This window comes from Flavobacterium sp. RSSA_27, from assembly GCF_051547125.1.
Lineage (GTDB): Bacteria > Bacteroidota > Bacteroidia > Flavobacteriales > Flavobacteriaceae > Flavobacterium.
This window is the reverse complement of the sequence record NZ_JBPTTN010000002.1, coordinates 62380-80402: the sequence shown is the minus strand read 5'-3', so window position 1 is coordinate 80402 and position 18023 is coordinate 62380. Positions and strand designations below refer to the sequence as shown.

The window sequence follows — 18023 nt, the reverse complement described above, 5'->3', positions numbered from 1 at the left end:
TAGCATACAAACAAAATCGGCAACTTTAAGGGTTGCCGATTTTTTTTTCTTACAACGGAATATTGCCGTGTTTTCTCTCTGGTCTATGTACAGTTTTTCCTTCGAGCATACTGAAGGCTTTCAACAACTTTCGACGGGTATCTTCTGGAAGAATAACCTCATCTATAAATCCGCGTTGTGCTGCGGTGTACGGATTGGCAAATAACTCAGCATATTCAGCTTCTTTTTCTAAAAGTTTAGCTTCGTGGTCTTCGGCTTCGCTAATTTCTTTTTTGAAGATAATTTCAGAAGCACCTTTGGCACCCATTACTGCAATTTCTGCCGTAGGCCAAGCAAAATTCATATCGGCACCAATGTGTTTGGAATTCATTACATCATAAGCTCCTCCATAGGCTTTTCGAGTAATCACTGTAACTCTTGGCACGGTCGCCTCGCTAAAAGCATATAATAATTTGGCACCGTGCACAATGATTCCGTTCCATTCTTGGTCGGTTCCTGGCAAGAAACCAGGAACATCTTCCAACACCAACAACGGAATATTGAAACTGTCGCAAAAACGAACAAATCTCGCAGCCTTGATAGAACTCTTCACATCCAAACACCCTGCTAAAAACATTGGATTGTTGGCAACAATTCCGATACTTCTTCCTCCCAAACGGGCAAAACCTACAATAATATTTTCGGCATACTCTTTATGAATTTCATAAAAAGAATCGGCATCAATAATCCCTCGAATCACTTCGTGCATATCATACGGTTTGTTGGCACTGTCTGGAATAATTGTAGCCAATTCCATTCGCACTTCATCGCCCAAAACATAAGGTACTTTTGGAGTTGTTTCTTTATTATTTTGTGGCAAATAGCTCAAAAGATTTTTGATGCTGTTCAACAAAGCCACTCCGTTGGGAGCAGTTAAATGCGCCACTCCCGATTTGGAAGCGTGTGTTACGGCACCACCTAAAGCTTCTGAAGTTACTTCCTCGTTGGTTACCGTTTTAACGACATTGGGTCCTGTAACAAACATATAACTATTGTTTTCTACCATCATAGTAAAATCGGTCATCGCAGGGGAATACACCGCACCACCCGCGCAAGGTCCCATAATTGCCGAAATCTGAGGTATCACCCCAGAAGATTGTACATTGCGATAAAAAATATCTGCGTAACCTCCCAAAGAACGAACGCCTTCTTGAATTCGAGCACCTCCTGAGTCGTTTAATCCAATCATAGGCGCCCCCACTTTGAGCGCCATATCCATTACTTTACAAATTTTCTCGGCGTGTGTTTCGGACAAAGAACCACCAAAAACGGTGAAATCTTGTGCAAAAACATAGACCAATCTTCCATTAATGGTTCCGTAACCCGTAACTACACCATCTCCGTAAATCAGGTCCTTCTCCATCCCGAAATCGGTAGTTCTGTGAGTAACCAACATCCCAATTTCTTCAAAAGAACCTTCGTCCAACAAATACATTACACGCTCTCCTGCGGTTAGCTTCTTACTGGCGTGATGTTTATCAATTCGGGCTTGACCACCGCCCAATTGGGCTAGTGCTATTTTTTCGTTTAATACTTTTATTTTAGATTCCATACTTTTCTGTTGTTATTAAAATGTACCAAGCACCTATTTAATTAGGCAATCGAAGCACTTTTTGGTCCTGTAAATACTGTTGCAACGCCAATTTTGCTGCAATCAATGCTTCCTTCTGGGTTTGTTCTTTTAAAATCTCAGGATTGTAATACTTCTTTACAAAATTGGTATCAAAATCTCCCGAACGAAACGCCTCGTGTTGCATTACAAAAGCACCAAAAGGTAATGTGGTTTGCACACCTTCCACTTTATAATCAGCAATAGCTTGTTCCATACGCTGAATAGCTTCTTCACGAGTGGCTCCGTAAGTGATTAATTTGGCCAACATCGGGTCATAATAAATAGGCACATCCATTCCTTGAGCATATCCATTATCTACTCGAACACCTTCTCCTACGGGCAATTGGTAAACTTCTAAATTACCTACACTTGGTAAAAAGCCATTCAAAGTATCTTCGGCATACACACGTAATTCTACAGCGTGACCGTGAATTTTCAAATCCTCTTGTTGAATGGTAAGCGCTTCTCCACTAGCCACACGAATTTGCATTTCGACCAAATCAACCCCAGCAATAATTTCGGTAACTGGATGTTCTACTTGCAAACGCGTATTCATTTCTAAGAAATAAAAATTCAATTGTTCATCCACCAAAAACTCCACGGTTCCTGCACCTAAATAATCACAAGATTTGGCTACCAATACGGCAGCTTCTCCCATTTTTTTTCGAATTTCAGGTGTGATAACCGCTGAGGGTGCTTCCTCCACTACTTTTTGATGACGACGCTGAATACTACATTCTCTTTCAAACAAGTACAATACATTGCCGTGACTATCCGCCATCACTTGAATTTCGATATGTCTTGATGACGCCACATATTTTTCAATAAAAACTGCTCCATCTCCAAAAGCAGCCACAGCCTCGCTAATAGCTCGGTTCATTTGCGCTTCAAAATCGGCTTCATTATCCACCACACGCATTCCTTTACCTCCACCTCCTGCAGAAGCTTTGATTAAAATAGGGAAACCAATTGCTTTTGCAGTACGCTTAGCCTCTTCTATATCCGTAATCGCGTGGTCCACTCCAGGGACCATTGGAATGTCGTATTTTAAAACGGCTTCTTTGGCTGCCAATTTACTACCCATTATATGAATGGCTTTGGATTTTGGACCAATGAATATGATGTTGTTTTTTTCAGCTTCTTCGGCAAACTCAGCATTTTCACTCAAGAAACCATAGCCTGGATGAATCGCATCTGCTTGAACCGCTTTGGCCACTTCTATAATTTTATTTCCTAACAAATAGGATTGATTGGATGGTGCTTCACCTATACAAACCGCTTCGTCTGCAAAGGCTACGTGAGGTGCATTTCGGTCTACAGTAGAATACACCGCCACTGTTTTGATTCCCATTTTTCGAGCAGTTTTCATCACTCGAATGGCGATTTCTCCTCTATTGGCAACTAATATTTTTTTCATATGATTTTTTTTTTTAAGTGGAAAGAACAAAGAGCAAAGAGGAAAGAGGAAAGAAAACATCAAATTGAAAAAACACATTTTTTAAGGCCTATATTCTATTCTCTTTGCTCTTTGCTCTTTCCTCTTTATTCTATTATCTATTCTCTATTCAAATTCTACCAACAATTGTCCTTTATCTACGGCATCACCAACAGCAACTGCAATCGATTTGATTACTCCATTTCGTGGCGATTGAAAACTGTTCTCCATTTTCATCGCTCCCAAAATAAGTAAATTATCGTTTTCTTGAACGGTTTGTCCCACACTAACATTGATTTCTAAAATTAAACCTGGCATAGGTGCTTTGATGGCATTAACTTTTTGTACCGTGCTGGTATCAAATCCCATTTCTTTAATTAAAAGATCCAAAGCGTCAGCAATGGCGACAGTATACACTGAATTGTTCACTTCAATAGTGTATTCCTTCTTATGAAAATCAGCAGCTATAATCTGAGCTTGATACCGCTTGTTTTCACTTAAAATATGAAATTGATTGTCAGTTGTCGCAACCGCATCCAGCGCATTGGCTGAGACTGCATCGCATTCGAAATGAAAAGTATCATTTACTTTAAGTTGATAACTACTACTCATGTTTACGTTTTTTTTGGTTGTAAATGTAACTAAAGAAAACGTTTTCGTAATAGGATACAAATTAGTTTTATTAAAAAAAATGTAACTATTTGTCTATAAATAAAAAAGCCAACTTCAAAAGTTGGCTTAACTATGATTCGCTAAATTTCTAACCATAAATTTTAAAAGTAACAGATATTTAGCCTTATTTCTCCAATTGAATTTTTATCTTTTGAGGGACATTATCACTAGAATTTCCAACATGGAGCATAAACTCTCCTTCCTCAACTTTCCAAGAAGCCGATTTTTCATCGTAAAAAGCCAAATCACTACACTTTACATTCAATTCTATTATTTTAGATTCACCAGCTTTTAAAAAGACTTTTTGAAATGCTTTTAATTCTTTGGAGGGGCGTAGTACAGAGCAGTGGGTTTGACTCGAATACAATTGAATTACTTCAGCACCATCGTAAGAACCAGTGTTTTTAAGAGTACATTTAATTTTTATTGTTTCATTATTTTTGTAAGTTTCCTTATCTGAAATCGTTTTTTGTATTTCGAATGACGAGTATGATAACCCAAATCCAAAAGGGTATAACGGTTTGATATTTTTAGTATCATACCAACGGTATCCAACTAATATATCCTCTTCGTAGTTTACTTTAAGATTTCTGCCTGGGTAGTTGCCTAAGGCTACATCGGGAGACTGACTTAGCGATACTGGCAAAGTAAACGGCATTTTACCAGACGGATTTTCTTTCCCACTCAACACGTCTATTACAGCATTCCCTGCTTCCATGCCTCCATACCAAGCCCATACAATTGATGAAACACGATTTTGAAGCGTTGATAATTCAAGTGGAGAACCCGCAATAATGACAACAATGGTTTTAGGATTTACTTTGGCCACTTCCTGAATAAGGGTTTCTTGACCGTAAGGTAACCGCATGTGAGTTCTATCGAAAGATTCCGAATCAAAATCGTGATTTAATCCTGCAAACACTATCGCAACTTCCGATTTTTTAGCTTGTGCTACAGCTTCATCAATTAAATTCCAGTCCACAAAATCAGTATTCAACTGTCCTTTGTTACTTCCTTCTCCTTGTGAAGATTGTTTGTTATATCCTTGAGCAAAATTAATTTGCACTTGCTTACCATATTTGTTAGTGATTGCTTCTAAAGGTGTTATTTCGTACAGCGGTTTAATTTCTGAACTCAATCCTCCGCTACAATGTTTTCTAGTGGCATTATCACCAATGATTGCTAATGATTTCAAAGTATTCATTTGAAGCGGCAAGGTTTGTTTCTCATTTTTTAGTAAAACCATTGATTCAACTGCCGATTGATAGGCAACTTGTTGATGTTCTTTGGTATTGGCAGTTCCTTTATTTCTTGTTTTAGGATCGAGAACTTTGGTTTGAATCATTACTCTAAGAATGTTAGCCACTTTTTCATTGATAACACTTTCTTGAATTTTCCCTTCTTGAACCGCTTTTACCAATGGATTAGCAAAATACCAATCCGAATAGTTCTCTTTTTCTGTTCCCATTTCCAAATCTAGACCTGCCAAAGCTGCTTTTTCAGTGCTATGTACGGCATTCCAATCCGACATATATACGCCTTTAAATTGATACAAATCGCGCAAAATAGTGCGACCTAAAAGCATGTTTTCAGTACAATAATCGCCTCTGAATTTATTATAGGCTCCCATTACAGTAAGCACTCCAGCATCCATAACTGCTGCTTTAAAACCAGGCAAGTAAATTTCATGTAGGGCTCGATCACTCATGGTAACATCAATTGCAAATCGGTTATCCTCTTGATTGTTAGCTGCATAATGTTTGACGCTAGCCGCTACATCCTTGGTTTGCAAGGCCTTAATATAACTTACCGCTAGCTGAGACACCAAAAAAGGGTCTTCGCTTAAATACTCAAAATTTCTTCCACATAAAGGACTTCGAATGATATTTATTCCAGGTCCCAAAAGCACATCTTTTTTTCTAAAACGAGCTTCTTCCCCAAGGACATATCCTCTTTCTGCAGTTAAATCTAAATTCCAAGTGGCTGCCATAGCTGTTCCCGGTGGAAAACAGGTAACGGCATCATCTGTTCTACCAGCATACTGCCAATTGTGACGGTTCATTTCGGCTCGAACTCCGTGGGGGCCATCTGATAATGCCCATTCTGGAATTCCTAATCGTTGTATTGCAGACACATAAAATTTTGAATTGCCGTGAAGCAAACTCACTTTTTCTTGAAGCGTCATTTTTTTAATCATACCCTGAATTCTTTTCTCCCTTGCGCCATCAGTCAAATTTTGTGCATACGACCAATGAAATGCAAGAAAAAAGAATAGTAAACTCATTTTTTTCATCGCTTTTTATTTTATTATTTCTAAAACTCTTACAACTTAAGGACTTCATTTTAAAGGAAGTGCATATATATAAACTAGGTGCTTTTGTATTAAATACTCATAATGAGTCAAATCTTACTTTAACTTTTGTTTACATCAAACTGTTTCCTATTCCTTTTTTTTAATACAGTAATGTTTGTATGGCATTAGCAGGTATTGACAAACTTGCTGCTTTTTGATCGATAATTAGTTGATAATCTATTTTTTGGTTAGTTGCATTCATTACTATGGTAACCATCTCCCCATTGGAATTGATAAAGGAAGTACTCAACAAACTACTTCTGCTTGTTGCCGTACTAACTCTTTGTGCCTCTGGTCTAACAAACTTTGAAAAATGGCCAATATAATAATAAGATGGCGTATAAATTAGTTGTTCCTTATGAATATCATAATGTACTGGAGCAAAGCAAAAGTTACCTACATGATTGGGACCTCCCTTTTCGTCCAATAATATATTCCAATCTGTCCATGCTACAGTGCCGTTGTTAAAATCATTAATCATAGCTGTTCCATATCGTTCGGCATTTGGCCAGTATTCGTATTTGGTATTATCGAATTTTTCATTACACCCTTCGGTAAAAATCAAGTTTTTATCCGGAAAGGCTTCATGAACTTTTCGAATATTGTCGAACATAGGGGCACCCCCTGACCAGTTTTCATACCAATGAAATCCAATTCCCCAAGCATATTGTGCTGCTTTTGGGTCATTAAAAATTACGGCCGCTCTATGATTAATCAAATCTCGGTTATGATCCCAAACGATAACTTTTTTTTCTTTTAATCCATTTTTATGCAAGGTTGGCCCTAGATAATTTTTCAAAAAATCGCGTTCTTCTTCTGCAGTATAAATACAAGATTCCCATGTTTGTGTAGCCATTGGCTCATTTTGAATGGTTAACCCCCAAATTGGGATGCCTTCTTTTTCGTAAGCTTTAATAAATTTCACATAATAATTGGCCCAACTTTGGCAGAATTCAGGTAAGAGTTTTCCACCTTTCAGCATGTTTTTGGTGCTTTTCATGAAGGAAGGAGGGCTCCAAGGCGAAGCGTAAGTGAGTAGTTTCCCTTTGGCAGTTATGATGGCTTGTTGAAGTAGTGGTATTCGAAATTTTTTATCGTGGGCAATGTCAAACGATTGCAAATCCGCATCATTTTCCCTGACATAGGTATAACTTTCACTACTAAAATCAGAACTATGTATGGTTGTTCTTAGAAGTGAATAGCCAATGCCATAGGTCTCATCGTAATAAGACTTTAAAAATTCTTTTTGTTTTTCATTAGGAATTTTAGCAAAGACCTCAGCACTAGCATCGGTAATAGCTCCACCAATTCCTAAAATCTTTTGAAAAGTTTTATGGGGTTGGACAAAGATGGCAATTTGAGTTTCCAATGTTTGACTCGCCTTGATAAAGGCTACCGAATCTGTTAAAGTTAGTTTCAGTTTTGTATCCTTTGCAGTGGTATAAACAGTAATCTTTTTATTCGCCATAACCTTATTTTTTGTTATTATGGACGTTTGAGCAAAGCTATAGTTAAAAACCAATACGAGTAATATAAAGTAGCGTTTCATACAATTTAGGTGTAAATTATTTTTAACATTATTAATGTTTGAAAGAATTCTTTTTTCTATTTATACTCATTTGTTATTAGTTTTTGGTTAGAAATTATATCAATAAAAACATAAAAAACAAACATTAAAATAAGTATAGCTCCTGAAAGAACAACAGGAGCTATACCCGGCTTAATTAAAAAAAACAATTTATGAAAACTAAAACATTCTTTTATGTCTTACCATCCCGGGTTTTGAATAATCTTATCGTTGTTATTCACTTCGGCTGCAGGTATTGGATATAATTTGTGTTTTTCTGCAAAATTTCCATTTTTCTTAAATCCTTGACCTTTTAATTCCGTTGCAGCATCACCCCAACGAATCAAATCTAAGAAACGGAAACCTTCAAAAGCCAACTCTAATCTTCTCTCGGTTTTGATGGCTGTTAATGAAATTGTTTTAACTGGCAAACTCACACGATTACGAACTTGATTCAAATACGTTTGAGCTTGAGCAATATTACCCGCTAAGAATTTAGCCTCTGCTGCCATAAGTAAGACATCTGCATAACGTATCAATCGGATGTTGGTTCCATAATTCAATTCAGGTACAGCACCTGGTTTGGTATTGGTTTCGGCAGTAAGCGTTCCATATTTTAAACGGAAAAAGCCTTCCATTCCCCAAACTGGATTGGGTTTTGTCCAATCTTCTGTCCAATCTCCTCCAAATTTAGTTCTTAAATCTGCTACTGATAAAATAGAAGCATTTTTACGTACCATATCGCCTTCATCATCATAAGCTTTGGCCATTTTAGCTGTAGGATAATTGAAGCCCCAACCGCCTTGTAAGCCTGAGGTACCACTTTTGAAGTAATCGCCTCTTGGCCCCATTAACTGCCAGTTGATGTTATTCTCCATGGCGCGGTTACCTCCCCATTGGAAAGAGCCCCAATCATATCCTTCAGTAGTCACATACCCAATTTCGAATAATGATTCCACACCATATTCAGATTCTTTCAAAAATAATTTGCTGTAATCTGTTGCTAATGAGTACTCATTTGAGGCAATCACTTTGTCGAAAGCATCGGCAGATTCTGTATATTTTTTTTGATACAAATAGGCTTTTCCTTTCAAAGCTAGCGCAGTACCTTGAGACATTCTAAATTTCATGGCAGCAGAGTATTGGCTTTTTTTAGGAAGATTTGGAATGGCTTCGTCCAAGTCTTTGTGAATTTGTGCATAAATTTCTTCGGGAGTAGCTTTTGCAATTGCATACTCTGCTGGGGAAGGCAATTTTAATCGCAAAGGGACCCCACCCCACATGGAAACCAATTCAAAATAAAAATAGGCACGTAAAGCTTTGGCTTCGGCGATCATTTGTTTTTTATATTCGGTATCACCAACCGCAATATTAATAATCGAATTAGCTCTCATTATCCCAAAATACATCGCTCTAAAGGAATGTTCGATAGGTTTATTTTCGGCAGTGAAAGACAAATCGTCTAATTGTTGATATGGAGGCTGATCCGAATCAGATCCACCACCTGCATGCGATTCGTCTGAAGGGAAAGATTTCACCACATACATCGAATTCCAATCGGGTGCCATTGCCCATTGAAGAATATCATAACAAGAGAACACCCCTTCTTGTAATTCTTTTTCAGTTTTAAAGTAGTCATCAGCGGCTAGTACCCCATATACGGGTTTGTCTAGGAAATCCTGACTACAAGAGGGCACTAAAAGTAGCATCCCTGTTATTGCTGTTATCTTATAAAGTATTTTTTTCATGGTAAAAAACATTTTGATTTGTTAAAAAATTAGAAGGTAACAGATAATCCTGTCATAATTCGGCTAGCTGTTGGGTAAAGCCCTCTATCAATACCTTGAGAATTATTAGAAAAACTACCTACTTCAGGGTTGATTCCTTTGTACTTTGTAAATGTGAAGAAATCATCCAATGATAAATACACTCTCAAGTTGGACATCCCAAATTGTTTGGTAATTTCAGGTTTCAAATTGTACCCCAATTGAATTTGTCTGATTTTTAAATAAGAAGCATCTTGTACCATTAAATCACTTGAATATACAATTGGGTCACTATAAGTGGCTTTAGGGAAACTGTTTGTGCTACCTTCTCCTGTCCATCGATCAGTAAAGAAAAAAGAAGGACGGTTGGTTTGTGGGTTGTCTACTCTGGCAAGAGCCATAAAGTTTTCGCCACCAAAAGCGCCTTGTAAAAACAATTTCAAATCAAATCCTTTATATTCAAAGTCAAGAGTAGTGGCGATTAATACATTTGCATGAGGATCTCCAATGTAGGTTTTATCTTGATCATTGATATCACCATCGCCATTTACGTCTACCACGATTGGATCACCAGGTGTTGGTGACCAAGTAGAAACGTTTCCTAATTGTGTTTTATAATCGTTAATAGCGTTTTGATTTTGGAAAATTCCATTGGTTTTATACCCTCTGAAGAACCATACTGGTTTTCCTAACTCAAAAGAAGTAATGGTTCCTAACACTGGCAATGTAGCCCCATCCACTCGGTCCAATAATGGGTTCAAATACGTTACTTCGTTTTTGATTGTGGTAAAGTTGAAGTTTACTCCATATTTAAACTCTTTGCTTGATTCTCTCCAGCCCATTTCTATTTCAATACCTTTGTTGGTTACATCACCAGCATTAGCATAAGGAGCCGGATAACCTGTAGATAATGGTGGCGAAGAAGGAGTTAACAAATCTTTGGTAACTTTATTATAATAATCAAAACCAAGATTAAAACGGTTATCCCAAGCTCTTAAGTCAAAACCTATGTTGGTTTGCACGGTTGTCTCCCAAGTAATATCAAGATTAGGTAAAGCTTTAAGCTCACCTACAGGATGAAAGTTTCCTAAAGCATCAGGATATTTTAGTCCGTCTTTAGTAATAAAGGCTTGCCATTGACCTGCAGCAATATTAGCTGTAGATCCGTTCTCTCCCCAAGATCCTCTCAATTTAAAGAAATTTACTGCTGGAACTTTCCAGAAAGTTTCATTTGATAGCACCCAACCAGCAGATAATGCTGGAAAATACCCCTTTCTTTTATCAGGTGCAAATAAAGAAGAATTGTCATTTCTTAGTGAAGCTTGGAATAAATATTTATTATCATAAGCATAAGTAATACGACCAAAATAAGAATCCATTGCCGTTGGGTATTTATTTCCGGCTAATGAACCATCAACAAATGCTTCACCAATAGGAGCCCATTGATTTCCTTCTTTAATAATACCATTGGCACGAGTATTTAAATATCTGTATTCACTGTCTTGAGCTGACATACCTAACATGATAGAGAAATCGTGTTTCTCTATACTCTTAGTATAAGTTGCGAAATTTTCCCAAAGCCAAGTTTTAAATATACCTTGGTTGTAGGTTTTGGTATTGGTTGTATTTTCTTTACGAGCATTCCACCAATAAATTCTGCTCCAATCATCATAATTATTAAAATTATGTTCAATTCCATAACGTGTAGTAAAGACTAATCCTTCAAAAGGTCTGATATTAGCATACACATTTCCAATAATTCTAGATTCTTGAAAGAGACCATTATCCAATGCAATTTGTCCAATAGGGTTAGCGATTTCACCTTCCACATAATTTGAAATCCCGTAGTATTCTCCTCTACTGTTCATCGGAATGGGTTTACCAGCTGCCAATGCATCTTGAACGTGTTGAGGTAAAACACTTCCACTAGGATAAAAAACCGGAGTCAAAGGGTCCATTAACATGGCGTGATTCATTATACCATTAAAGCTATCGTCTTCAGTAAATGCCTTACGTTTGTTTACTGTATACGACATATTTTCACCCACTTCAACGTATTTATTTACCTTATGATTGGAATTGATTCTGAAAGAGGTTCGGTTAAAGTTTGTTTTATCACCACCAAACAAACCATCTTGACTAAAGAAATTACCAGACAACAAGAAAGTAGACACTTCATTTCCTCCCGCAACTTGAAGGGTATGATGTTGAATAGGTGCACCTGATTCAGCAGTTTCGTCTACCCAATTGGTTCCTTTTTTCCCTTTCCAATCGGCCACAACTGGCTTATTTCCTGGAGGCTTGGTCTCATCAATCCATTGCACATATTGGTCGGCATTCATCATTTCTAAGTTAGTACGCAACGATTGAAAACCGTACTGTGTACTGTAAGAGATGTTCATTGCGCCTTTTTTCCCTTTTTTGGTTGCAATAATTACCACCCCGTTACCAGCTTCAGCACCATAAATAGCAGCAGAAGCGGCATCTTTAAGCACTTCCATTTTTTCGATATCGCTAGGATCTAGATAATCGATATTCCCTGTACGCATACCGTCAACGATATAAATAGGATCTGAATTACCATTGGAACCCGCCCCACGAATTCTGATTTTCACACCAGCTCCAGGTGCACCCGATTGGGGCAATACTGTAACACCAGCGGTTTGCCCTTGCAAAGCTTGTCCCGTTAAACCAACCGAAAGATTTTTAATTTGATCGGCTTTGATAGAAGAAATAGCTCCTGTTACGACGCTCTTTTTTTGCGAACCATACCCTACAACCACAACTTCATTTAAACTTTGTGAATCCAAGGCCATTGTAACAGTAACAACTTCAAGTCCATCAATTGGTTTTTCGACTGTTTTGTAGCCTAAAAAACTAACAATTAATATTCCATCAGTTGGCGCTTTTATGGTAAAGCTACCATCAAAATCCGAGATTGTCGAAATTGATTGTGATTTAACCTTAATAGTAGCTCCTGGAATTCCGATTCCACTTTGATCTGTTACTTTTCCTTTTATAGCCGCATTTTGAGCCCAAACGACAACTGACAAGAAAAACGCACAGCAACAAAAAAACAATGATTTTGTAATTTTCATTTTTAACATTTTTTTGGTTAGTTAATTATTATTAATGCAACAATATTAGCATAAAATTTAACATATCAAAAAAAAACAAATGCTACAAAAACCCATCAAACCCACTAATCAAACCCTACAAAACCTTATCAAAAATAATTTTATAAAGCTGACATTCAGTTATTTACAATTTATTTATTTATAAAAATTTTGTGTATTTAAAAAATTATAACTTTACAAAAGATAAAAAACCTACAAAAGGGTTTTTAGCATCATTTTAACATATCATGTCCAGCTTATGATCAGGATTTAATTATATTATTATTCGCAAATGACTTCAAAAATTATCAAATTATTAATATTAACCTGCGTCTATCCCGTGGGCATAATCCGCTCTCAAACACTCCCCATTGGACTACCTGAAATAAAAAATTACAATCGTTTTGAGTACAAAGGAGGTACTCAGAATTGGGAAATCGATCAAGATCATAATGGCAACCTTTACTTTGCTAATAACGCGGGGCTTTTGCAATTTGATGGAACAACTTGGCGATTATATCAAACCCCAAATAAATCAATTATTCGATCAGTAAAAATAGACAGCAGAGGCCGTATTCATGTAGCAGGCTATCAAGAATTTGGGTATTTTGAACCAACCTTAAAAGGAAAATTAGCTTATCATTCGCTATATCAACCCTTGAAAAAGAAAGGAATTTTTGAAAAAGATATCGTTTGGAAAGTCCATGTTTTAAAGGAAGAAATTATATATCAAAGTTTTAGCCAGTTATATATTTTCAAAAATAATCATGTCCGAACACTTGCCCCAAAAAATCGTTTTCAATTTTCATATAAAGTTAATGGGCATTTGTATGTGCAGGACATCAAGCAAGGGCTATTGGAATACAAAAATGGCCGACTGTATTTATTGCCTGATACTGAAAACTTGATCAATAAAGAAATTTGGGGTGTTTTTTCTTTTCCCAAAAACAATTTGTTAATCACCACTATGAATGATGGTCTGTATCAATATCACAGACAACAACTCAAACAATGGAAGAATGAGGCAAACACTTATACTTTGAACAACAACTGCTTGGGAGGAGTTTTACTAAATCAAAACCAATTGGTCCTAAATACAATTTTGAATGGATGTATTGCGATAGACACCACCGGCAATATCATACAAAAAATCAATCAAAATAAAGAATTACAAAATAATACCGTTTTGTCTTCGTTCAGGGACCGTAATAACAATTTATGGTTAGGCCTTGACAACGGAATCACTTTTGTCAACGAAAACTCCCCTTTTACTTACTTTAAATCAAGTTATGATTTAAGTACGGTATATGCATCAGTACTGTATCGCAACAACATCTATGTAGCCACAAGTAAAGGAGTGTATTACCATCCTTTCAAAGCCCAAAGCAATATAACCCCTTTTAAGCTTATCCCAAATACTATTGGACAGACTTGGAATTTACAAGTGATCGACAATCAACTTTTTTGCGCAAGTAATATTGGAGCTTTATTAATCAATAGCAAACATGAGGTAAGAAACCTAAAGCAATTTGGTTTTTTTGGGTTCAAAGCGGTGCCGCAACAACCAAATATTATCATAGGTAATGCCTATAATTCGTATTCAGTCTTTGAGAAAATCAACCAACAATGGCAATTTAAAAACAACATTCAAGGCCTAGATCTTAATTCAGATCATTTTGAATTGGATCACAACATTTTATGGTTTGTAAAAGACAAAGTACTATACCAATGCACTTTAGCATCTGATTTTTCTCGATGTACTTCAATAAAATCCTATAAAAAATTGCCCCAAATGCCAATTGGAGTTGGTTCAGTACAAAAAATAAAAAATAAAATTTGCTTTCAAGTTCAAAATGTTTTTTTTACCTATAATTACAGAAAACAACAATTTGAAAAAGAACCCAATCTTTCTCAATTGTTTCATAAAATTCCGAAAGTATCAGTTATGAAAGAAGATGCTTTTGGTAATTTATGGTACCGCTACAACGAATCGTTAGGAGTAATGTTTTTTAAAAATAGCCAATATAAAAACGAGGTGGCTTCTTTTGCTAATATCACTAAAGAGCTGTCTTTTAACCACATCCCCATCAACGCGATTAGTCCCAACCAATTTTTCATTGGGCTTTCAGAGGGACTCGCCTATTTTAACCATACCACACAGCAAAAGTATGTTACTTCCCCAAAGGCCTTTATTCGCAATTTTATATCGAATAGTGATACCTTAGTCTTACACAATGGTCAAAAAAGCCGCGATCGCTTCCAACTCCCCTATAGTTCTAATCATGTACAATTTTCCTTTTCTTCACCTACTTATGAAAACTTAGACAATGTAGAATATTCATACAAATTAGAAGGATTTGACAAAAAGTGGAGTACTTGGTCAAGAAATTATTCGAAAGAATACACCAATTTGCACGAAGGCAATTACTCAATGAATGTCAAAGTTCGCAATAGTTACGGTATTGTATCGGAGTCATCACAACTAGAATTTACAATACGTCCTCCTTGGTTTCGCCATTATTTAGCATACTTGATTTATTTGGGGTTAATATGCTGTATCGTATATTATATTCATAGATCTGTTAAGTTAAAAATCAGAAAAAACAAGTACTATGAAACTATAGAACAAAGAAGATTGTATCTAGAGAAAGAAGCAAAAATAAAACATGAACAATTTTTATTGGAAAAAGAAATTGTCAAACTTAAAAATGATAAATTAAAAATTAAAATCCTAGCCAAAGACAAAGAACTAGTTAGTAATTCCTTACAAGTAGTGAAAAAAAACAAAATATTGAATGGTATCTTAGTAAAACTAAAAGAAATCAATACAAGTAATGGAGAAGAAACATTAAAATTGCAACTCCATAAGTTACAGAAACTTATTATGAAGGAAGTAAATTCCGATAAAAGTAATAGTGAATTAGAAAAACATATTCAAAATGTGCATTTTGATTTTCTCAAAAGATTGAAAGAACAATTTCCTTATATCACCCCAAGGGAGTCCGATTTAGCAACCTATTTATTAATGAATTTGTCTACCAAAGAAATTGCAGAGATTATGAATATAACGATTGGCGGCGTTGAATTGGCCCGATATCGCCTCCGCAAAAAATTAAACTTAGACAAGAAACAAAGTTTAACTAGTTTTTTAATGAAAATCTAAAACCTTATTCAATATTTTTAGGTAAAAAAACACTTTACAAAATTAATAATCCAAAAGAGCGTAATGTTTGCATCGGTTTTGAATACCAAAATAACTCAAAATCGAACAACTTTTGTTCAAAATCAGTTTTAAGTTCCTGAAAAGAATATACTTTGGATTGAGAAACCGCAATTTTATCTAAAATAGCAACCAGCCATTCGCCTTCAGCTTTATTGGTTTGAATAGTAAAACTTTCTTTTTTATCGTGAAAGGTCAATTTAGCGAGTTCCCAAGAATTACCTTTTTTGGATTTAGTAAAATATTCAACCGAAGGTTTTCCTCCCAACCAAACTACTTTGGCTGTAGGTTTTGTGGTGAAATTTTCTTCTTCTTGAAGCGCATTAAAAATAAAATCAGGATGAATTTTGGTTTTTGGAATCTTAAAGTCAAACCATTCTTGCAGCTCAAAGTCGAAACAAATACCGTGCATAAAATTGAACAAGGATTTCTTCAATCCGAAACTAAATTTTTCGTGGTCAATACCTGTTTTGTCCGTATAATTAATGTCATTGATTGCAAAAATTCCCTTCTCAGAACCTTGTAAGGGAAGTAGTTCTGGCGTAACACCAAATTGCTCTGGATACAATCCCACTGGACTATGGGCGGTCATGGCAAACTGGTGCCAAAAACCAGATTGCAACACTCCTGCTTCAAACAATTGACGCACCATTTCGAGACTGTCTATAGTTTCTTGAACCGTTTGGGTTGGGTAACCGTACATCAAATACGCATGTACCATAATTCCAGACTCGGTAAAATTGCGAGTCACTTTGGCCACTTGCTCAACGGTTACTCCTTTATCAATTAATTGTAACAATCGGTCAGAAGCCACTTCCAAACCACCTGAAACTGCTATACAACCCGAAGCTTTGAGCAATCGACATAAATCAGCCGAAAAACTTTTCTCAAAACGTATGTTGGTCCACCAAGTAACCGATAATTTTCGGCGTAAAATTTCTAGCGCTAAAGCTCGCATTAAAGCGGGCGGTGCTGCTTCGTCAACAAAATGAAAGCCATTCTGACCTGTTTTTGTCATCATTTCTTCCATTCGGTCGCACAACAAATTGGCAGCTATAGGTTCGTAGATTTTGATGTAATCTAAAGAAATGTCACAAAAAGTACATTTGCCCCAATAACAGCCATGCGCCATCGTCAACTTGTTCCAACGACCATCGCTCCACATGCGATGCATCGGATTCACCACTTCAATGACCGAAATGTATTGATCCAACAACAAATCGGTATAATCTGGCGTACCTACTTGCGATTGTTTATAATCAGGTCTAGAGGAATTGTTTTTATAAACGACTTTTCCATCTTCCAAAATAAAAGTTCTTTTGAACGCATTGGAATTTGGATTTTGAATATTGGCAATTAGTAATTCAACAGGAAGTTCCCCGTCATCTAAAGTAATGAAATCGAAAAACTCAAACACTCGAGCATCCGAAAGCGAACGCAATTCTGTATTGGGAAAGCCACCTCCCATTGCAATTTTAATATTCGGATAATGCTTTTTCACCCACTGTGCCGAACGAAAAGCGCTGTACAAATTCCCAGGAAAAGGCACAGAAATCAGCAATAATTCTGGTTGGATTCTGGCTATTTTTTCTTCCAAAATAGACAATAAAATTCCATCGATATAAGTAGGTTCTTTTTGCAAAGCTTCGTACAACTCGTCGAATGAATTGGCGCTTCGACCCAGACGCTCGGCATAGCGACTAAACCCAAAATTTTCATCGACACATTCGACTATAAAATCCGAAAGGTCTTCAAGGTACAAAGTTGCCAAATGTTTGGCTTTATCTTGTGTTCCCATCGTACCAAAAGCCCAATCCAATTCCTCCAATTGCGCAAAGCGAGACGCTTCCGGCAAATAATCTTCTTGACAAATTGGCAAAGCCAAGGTCGGATTTTTGCCTTGTAAAAAAGCAATCACTGGATCTATGGATTTGATATATTCGTCTTGTAGGGCAATAATACGTTTCGAATTATCCGAAATAATTTGCTCAGAAACTTTAAACTTTAAACCTTGAACTTTAAACAAATTTTCAAGTCCTTCTTTCGAAAACAATTTCAAAATCACCTCAATACCCAAATCCGCTTGCTCCGAGGGTACTTCAAGGGTATTCAAAAAACCTTTGATATACGCCGTCGCTGGATACGGGGTATTCAGTTGCGTAAACGGTGGCGTGATGAGGAAAAGTTTTGGTTTCAAGAGTGAGATTGTTTTGATGCAAAAATAAGGGATAAAAATTGTTTTT

9 protein-coding genes are annotated in these 18023 nt (G+C 36.4%); 1 reads left to right on the top strand and 8 read right to left on the bottom strand.

All coding sequences use genetic code 11. The annotated features are described in order from the left end of the window. Positions 1–49 precede the first annotated feature (49 nt). The 7 genes from ACSVH5_RS03220 to ACSVH5_RS03190 form a co-directional block, all read right to left on the bottom strand. Positions 50–1591 (bottom strand): acyl-CoA carboxylase subunit beta, encoded by a 1542-nt coding sequence (locus ACSVH5_RS03220; protein ID WP_438060024.1) that lies wholly within the window; start codon positions 1589–1591, stop codon positions 50–52. 37 nt (positions 1592–1628) lie between these two features. Then, the gene (locus ACSVH5_RS03215; protein WP_438060023.1) at positions 1629–3068 is read right to left on the bottom strand and encodes an acetyl-CoA carboxylase biotin carboxylase subunit; all 1440 of its coding nucleotides are present in this window, start codon (positions 3066–3068) and stop codon (positions 1629–1631) included. Between the two features lie 144 nt (positions 3069–3212). Continuing rightward, positions 3213–3698 carry an acetyl-CoA carboxylase biotin carboxyl carrier protein subunit gene (locus ACSVH5_RS03210; protein WP_159685894.1) on the bottom strand — a complete coding sequence of 162 codons (486 nt, stop codon included), beginning with the start codon at positions 3696–3698 and terminating at the stop codon, positions 3213–3215. Positions 3699–3882: 184 nt separating this feature from the next. Further along, the gene (locus tag ACSVH5_RS03205) at positions 3883–6051 is read right to left on the bottom strand and encodes a beta-glucosidase (RefSeq protein ID WP_438060022.1); all 2169 of its coding nucleotides are present in this window, start codon (positions 6049–6051) and stop codon (positions 3883–3885) included. 160 nt (positions 6052–6211) lie between these two features. Beyond that, positions 6212–7660 (bottom strand): glycoside hydrolase family 30 protein, encoded by a 1449-nt coding sequence (locus ACSVH5_RS03200; RefSeq protein WP_438060021.1) that lies wholly within the window; start codon positions 7658–7660, stop codon positions 6212–6214. A 218-nt stretch (positions 7661–7878) separates the two neighbouring features. Next, a complete protein-coding gene (locus tag ACSVH5_RS03195) occupies positions 7879–9426 on the bottom strand; it encodes a RagB/SusD family nutrient uptake outer membrane protein (RefSeq protein WP_438060020.1) in 1548 nt (515 codons plus the stop codon). A 29-nt stretch (positions 9427–9455) separates the two neighbouring features. Beyond that, on the bottom strand, positions 9456–12542 hold the full coding sequence (locus ACSVH5_RS03190) for a SusC/RagA family TonB-linked outer membrane protein (protein WP_438060019.1): 3087 nt from the start codon (positions 12540–12542) through the stop codon (positions 9456–9458). 310 nt (positions 12543–12852) lie between these two features. Between ACSVH5_RS03190 and ACSVH5_RS03185 the strand changes: the two genes are divergently transcribed. Next, positions 12853–15723 (top strand): triple tyrosine motif-containing protein, encoded by a 2871-nt coding sequence (locus tag ACSVH5_RS03185; protein ID WP_438060018.1) that lies wholly within the window; start codon positions 12853–12855, stop codon positions 15721–15723. 34 nt (positions 15724–15757) lie between these two features. On the opposite strand, the gene ACSVH5_RS03180 is transcribed toward ACSVH5_RS03185, so the two are convergent. Then, entirely contained in the window at positions 15758–17977 is a 2220-nt protein-coding gene (locus ACSVH5_RS03180) for a B12-binding domain-containing radical SAM protein (protein WP_438060017.1), read from the bottom strand. Positions 17978–18023: the final 46 nt, after the last annotated feature.

Excerpts from the sequence above, each read along its gene's own strand:
- ACSVH5_RS03220 (WP_438060024.1), bottom strand. The coding sequence starts at position 1,591 with ATGGAATCTAAAATAAAAGTATTAAACGAAAAAATAGCACTAGCCCAA.
- ACSVH5_RS03215 (WP_438060023.1), bottom strand. The coding sequence starts at position 3,068 with ATGAAAAAAATATTAGTTGCCAATAGAGGAGAAATCGCCATTCGAGTG.
- ACSVH5_RS03210 (WP_159685894.1), bottom strand. The coding sequence starts at position 3,698 with ATGAGTAGTAGTTATCAACTTAAAGTAAATGATACTTTTCATTTCGAA.
- ACSVH5_RS03205 (WP_438060022.1), bottom strand. The coding sequence starts at position 6,051 with ATGAAAAAAATGAGTTTACTATTCTTTTTTCTTGCATTTCATTGGTCG.
- ACSVH5_RS03200 (WP_438060021.1), bottom strand. The coding sequence starts at position 7,660 with ATGAAACGCTACTTTATATTACTCGTATTGGTTTTTAACTATAGCTTT.
- ACSVH5_RS03195 (WP_438060020.1), bottom strand. The coding sequence starts at position 9,426 with ATGAAAAAAATACTTTATAAGATAACAGCAATAACAGGGATGCTACTT.
- ACSVH5_RS03190 (WP_438060019.1), bottom strand. The coding sequence starts at position 12,542 with ATGAAAATTACAAAATCATTGTTTTTTTGTTGCTGTGCGTTTTTCTTG.
- ACSVH5_RS03185 (WP_438060018.1), top strand. The coding sequence starts at position 12,853 with ATGACTTCAAAAATTATCAAATTATTAATATTAACCTGCGTCTATCCC.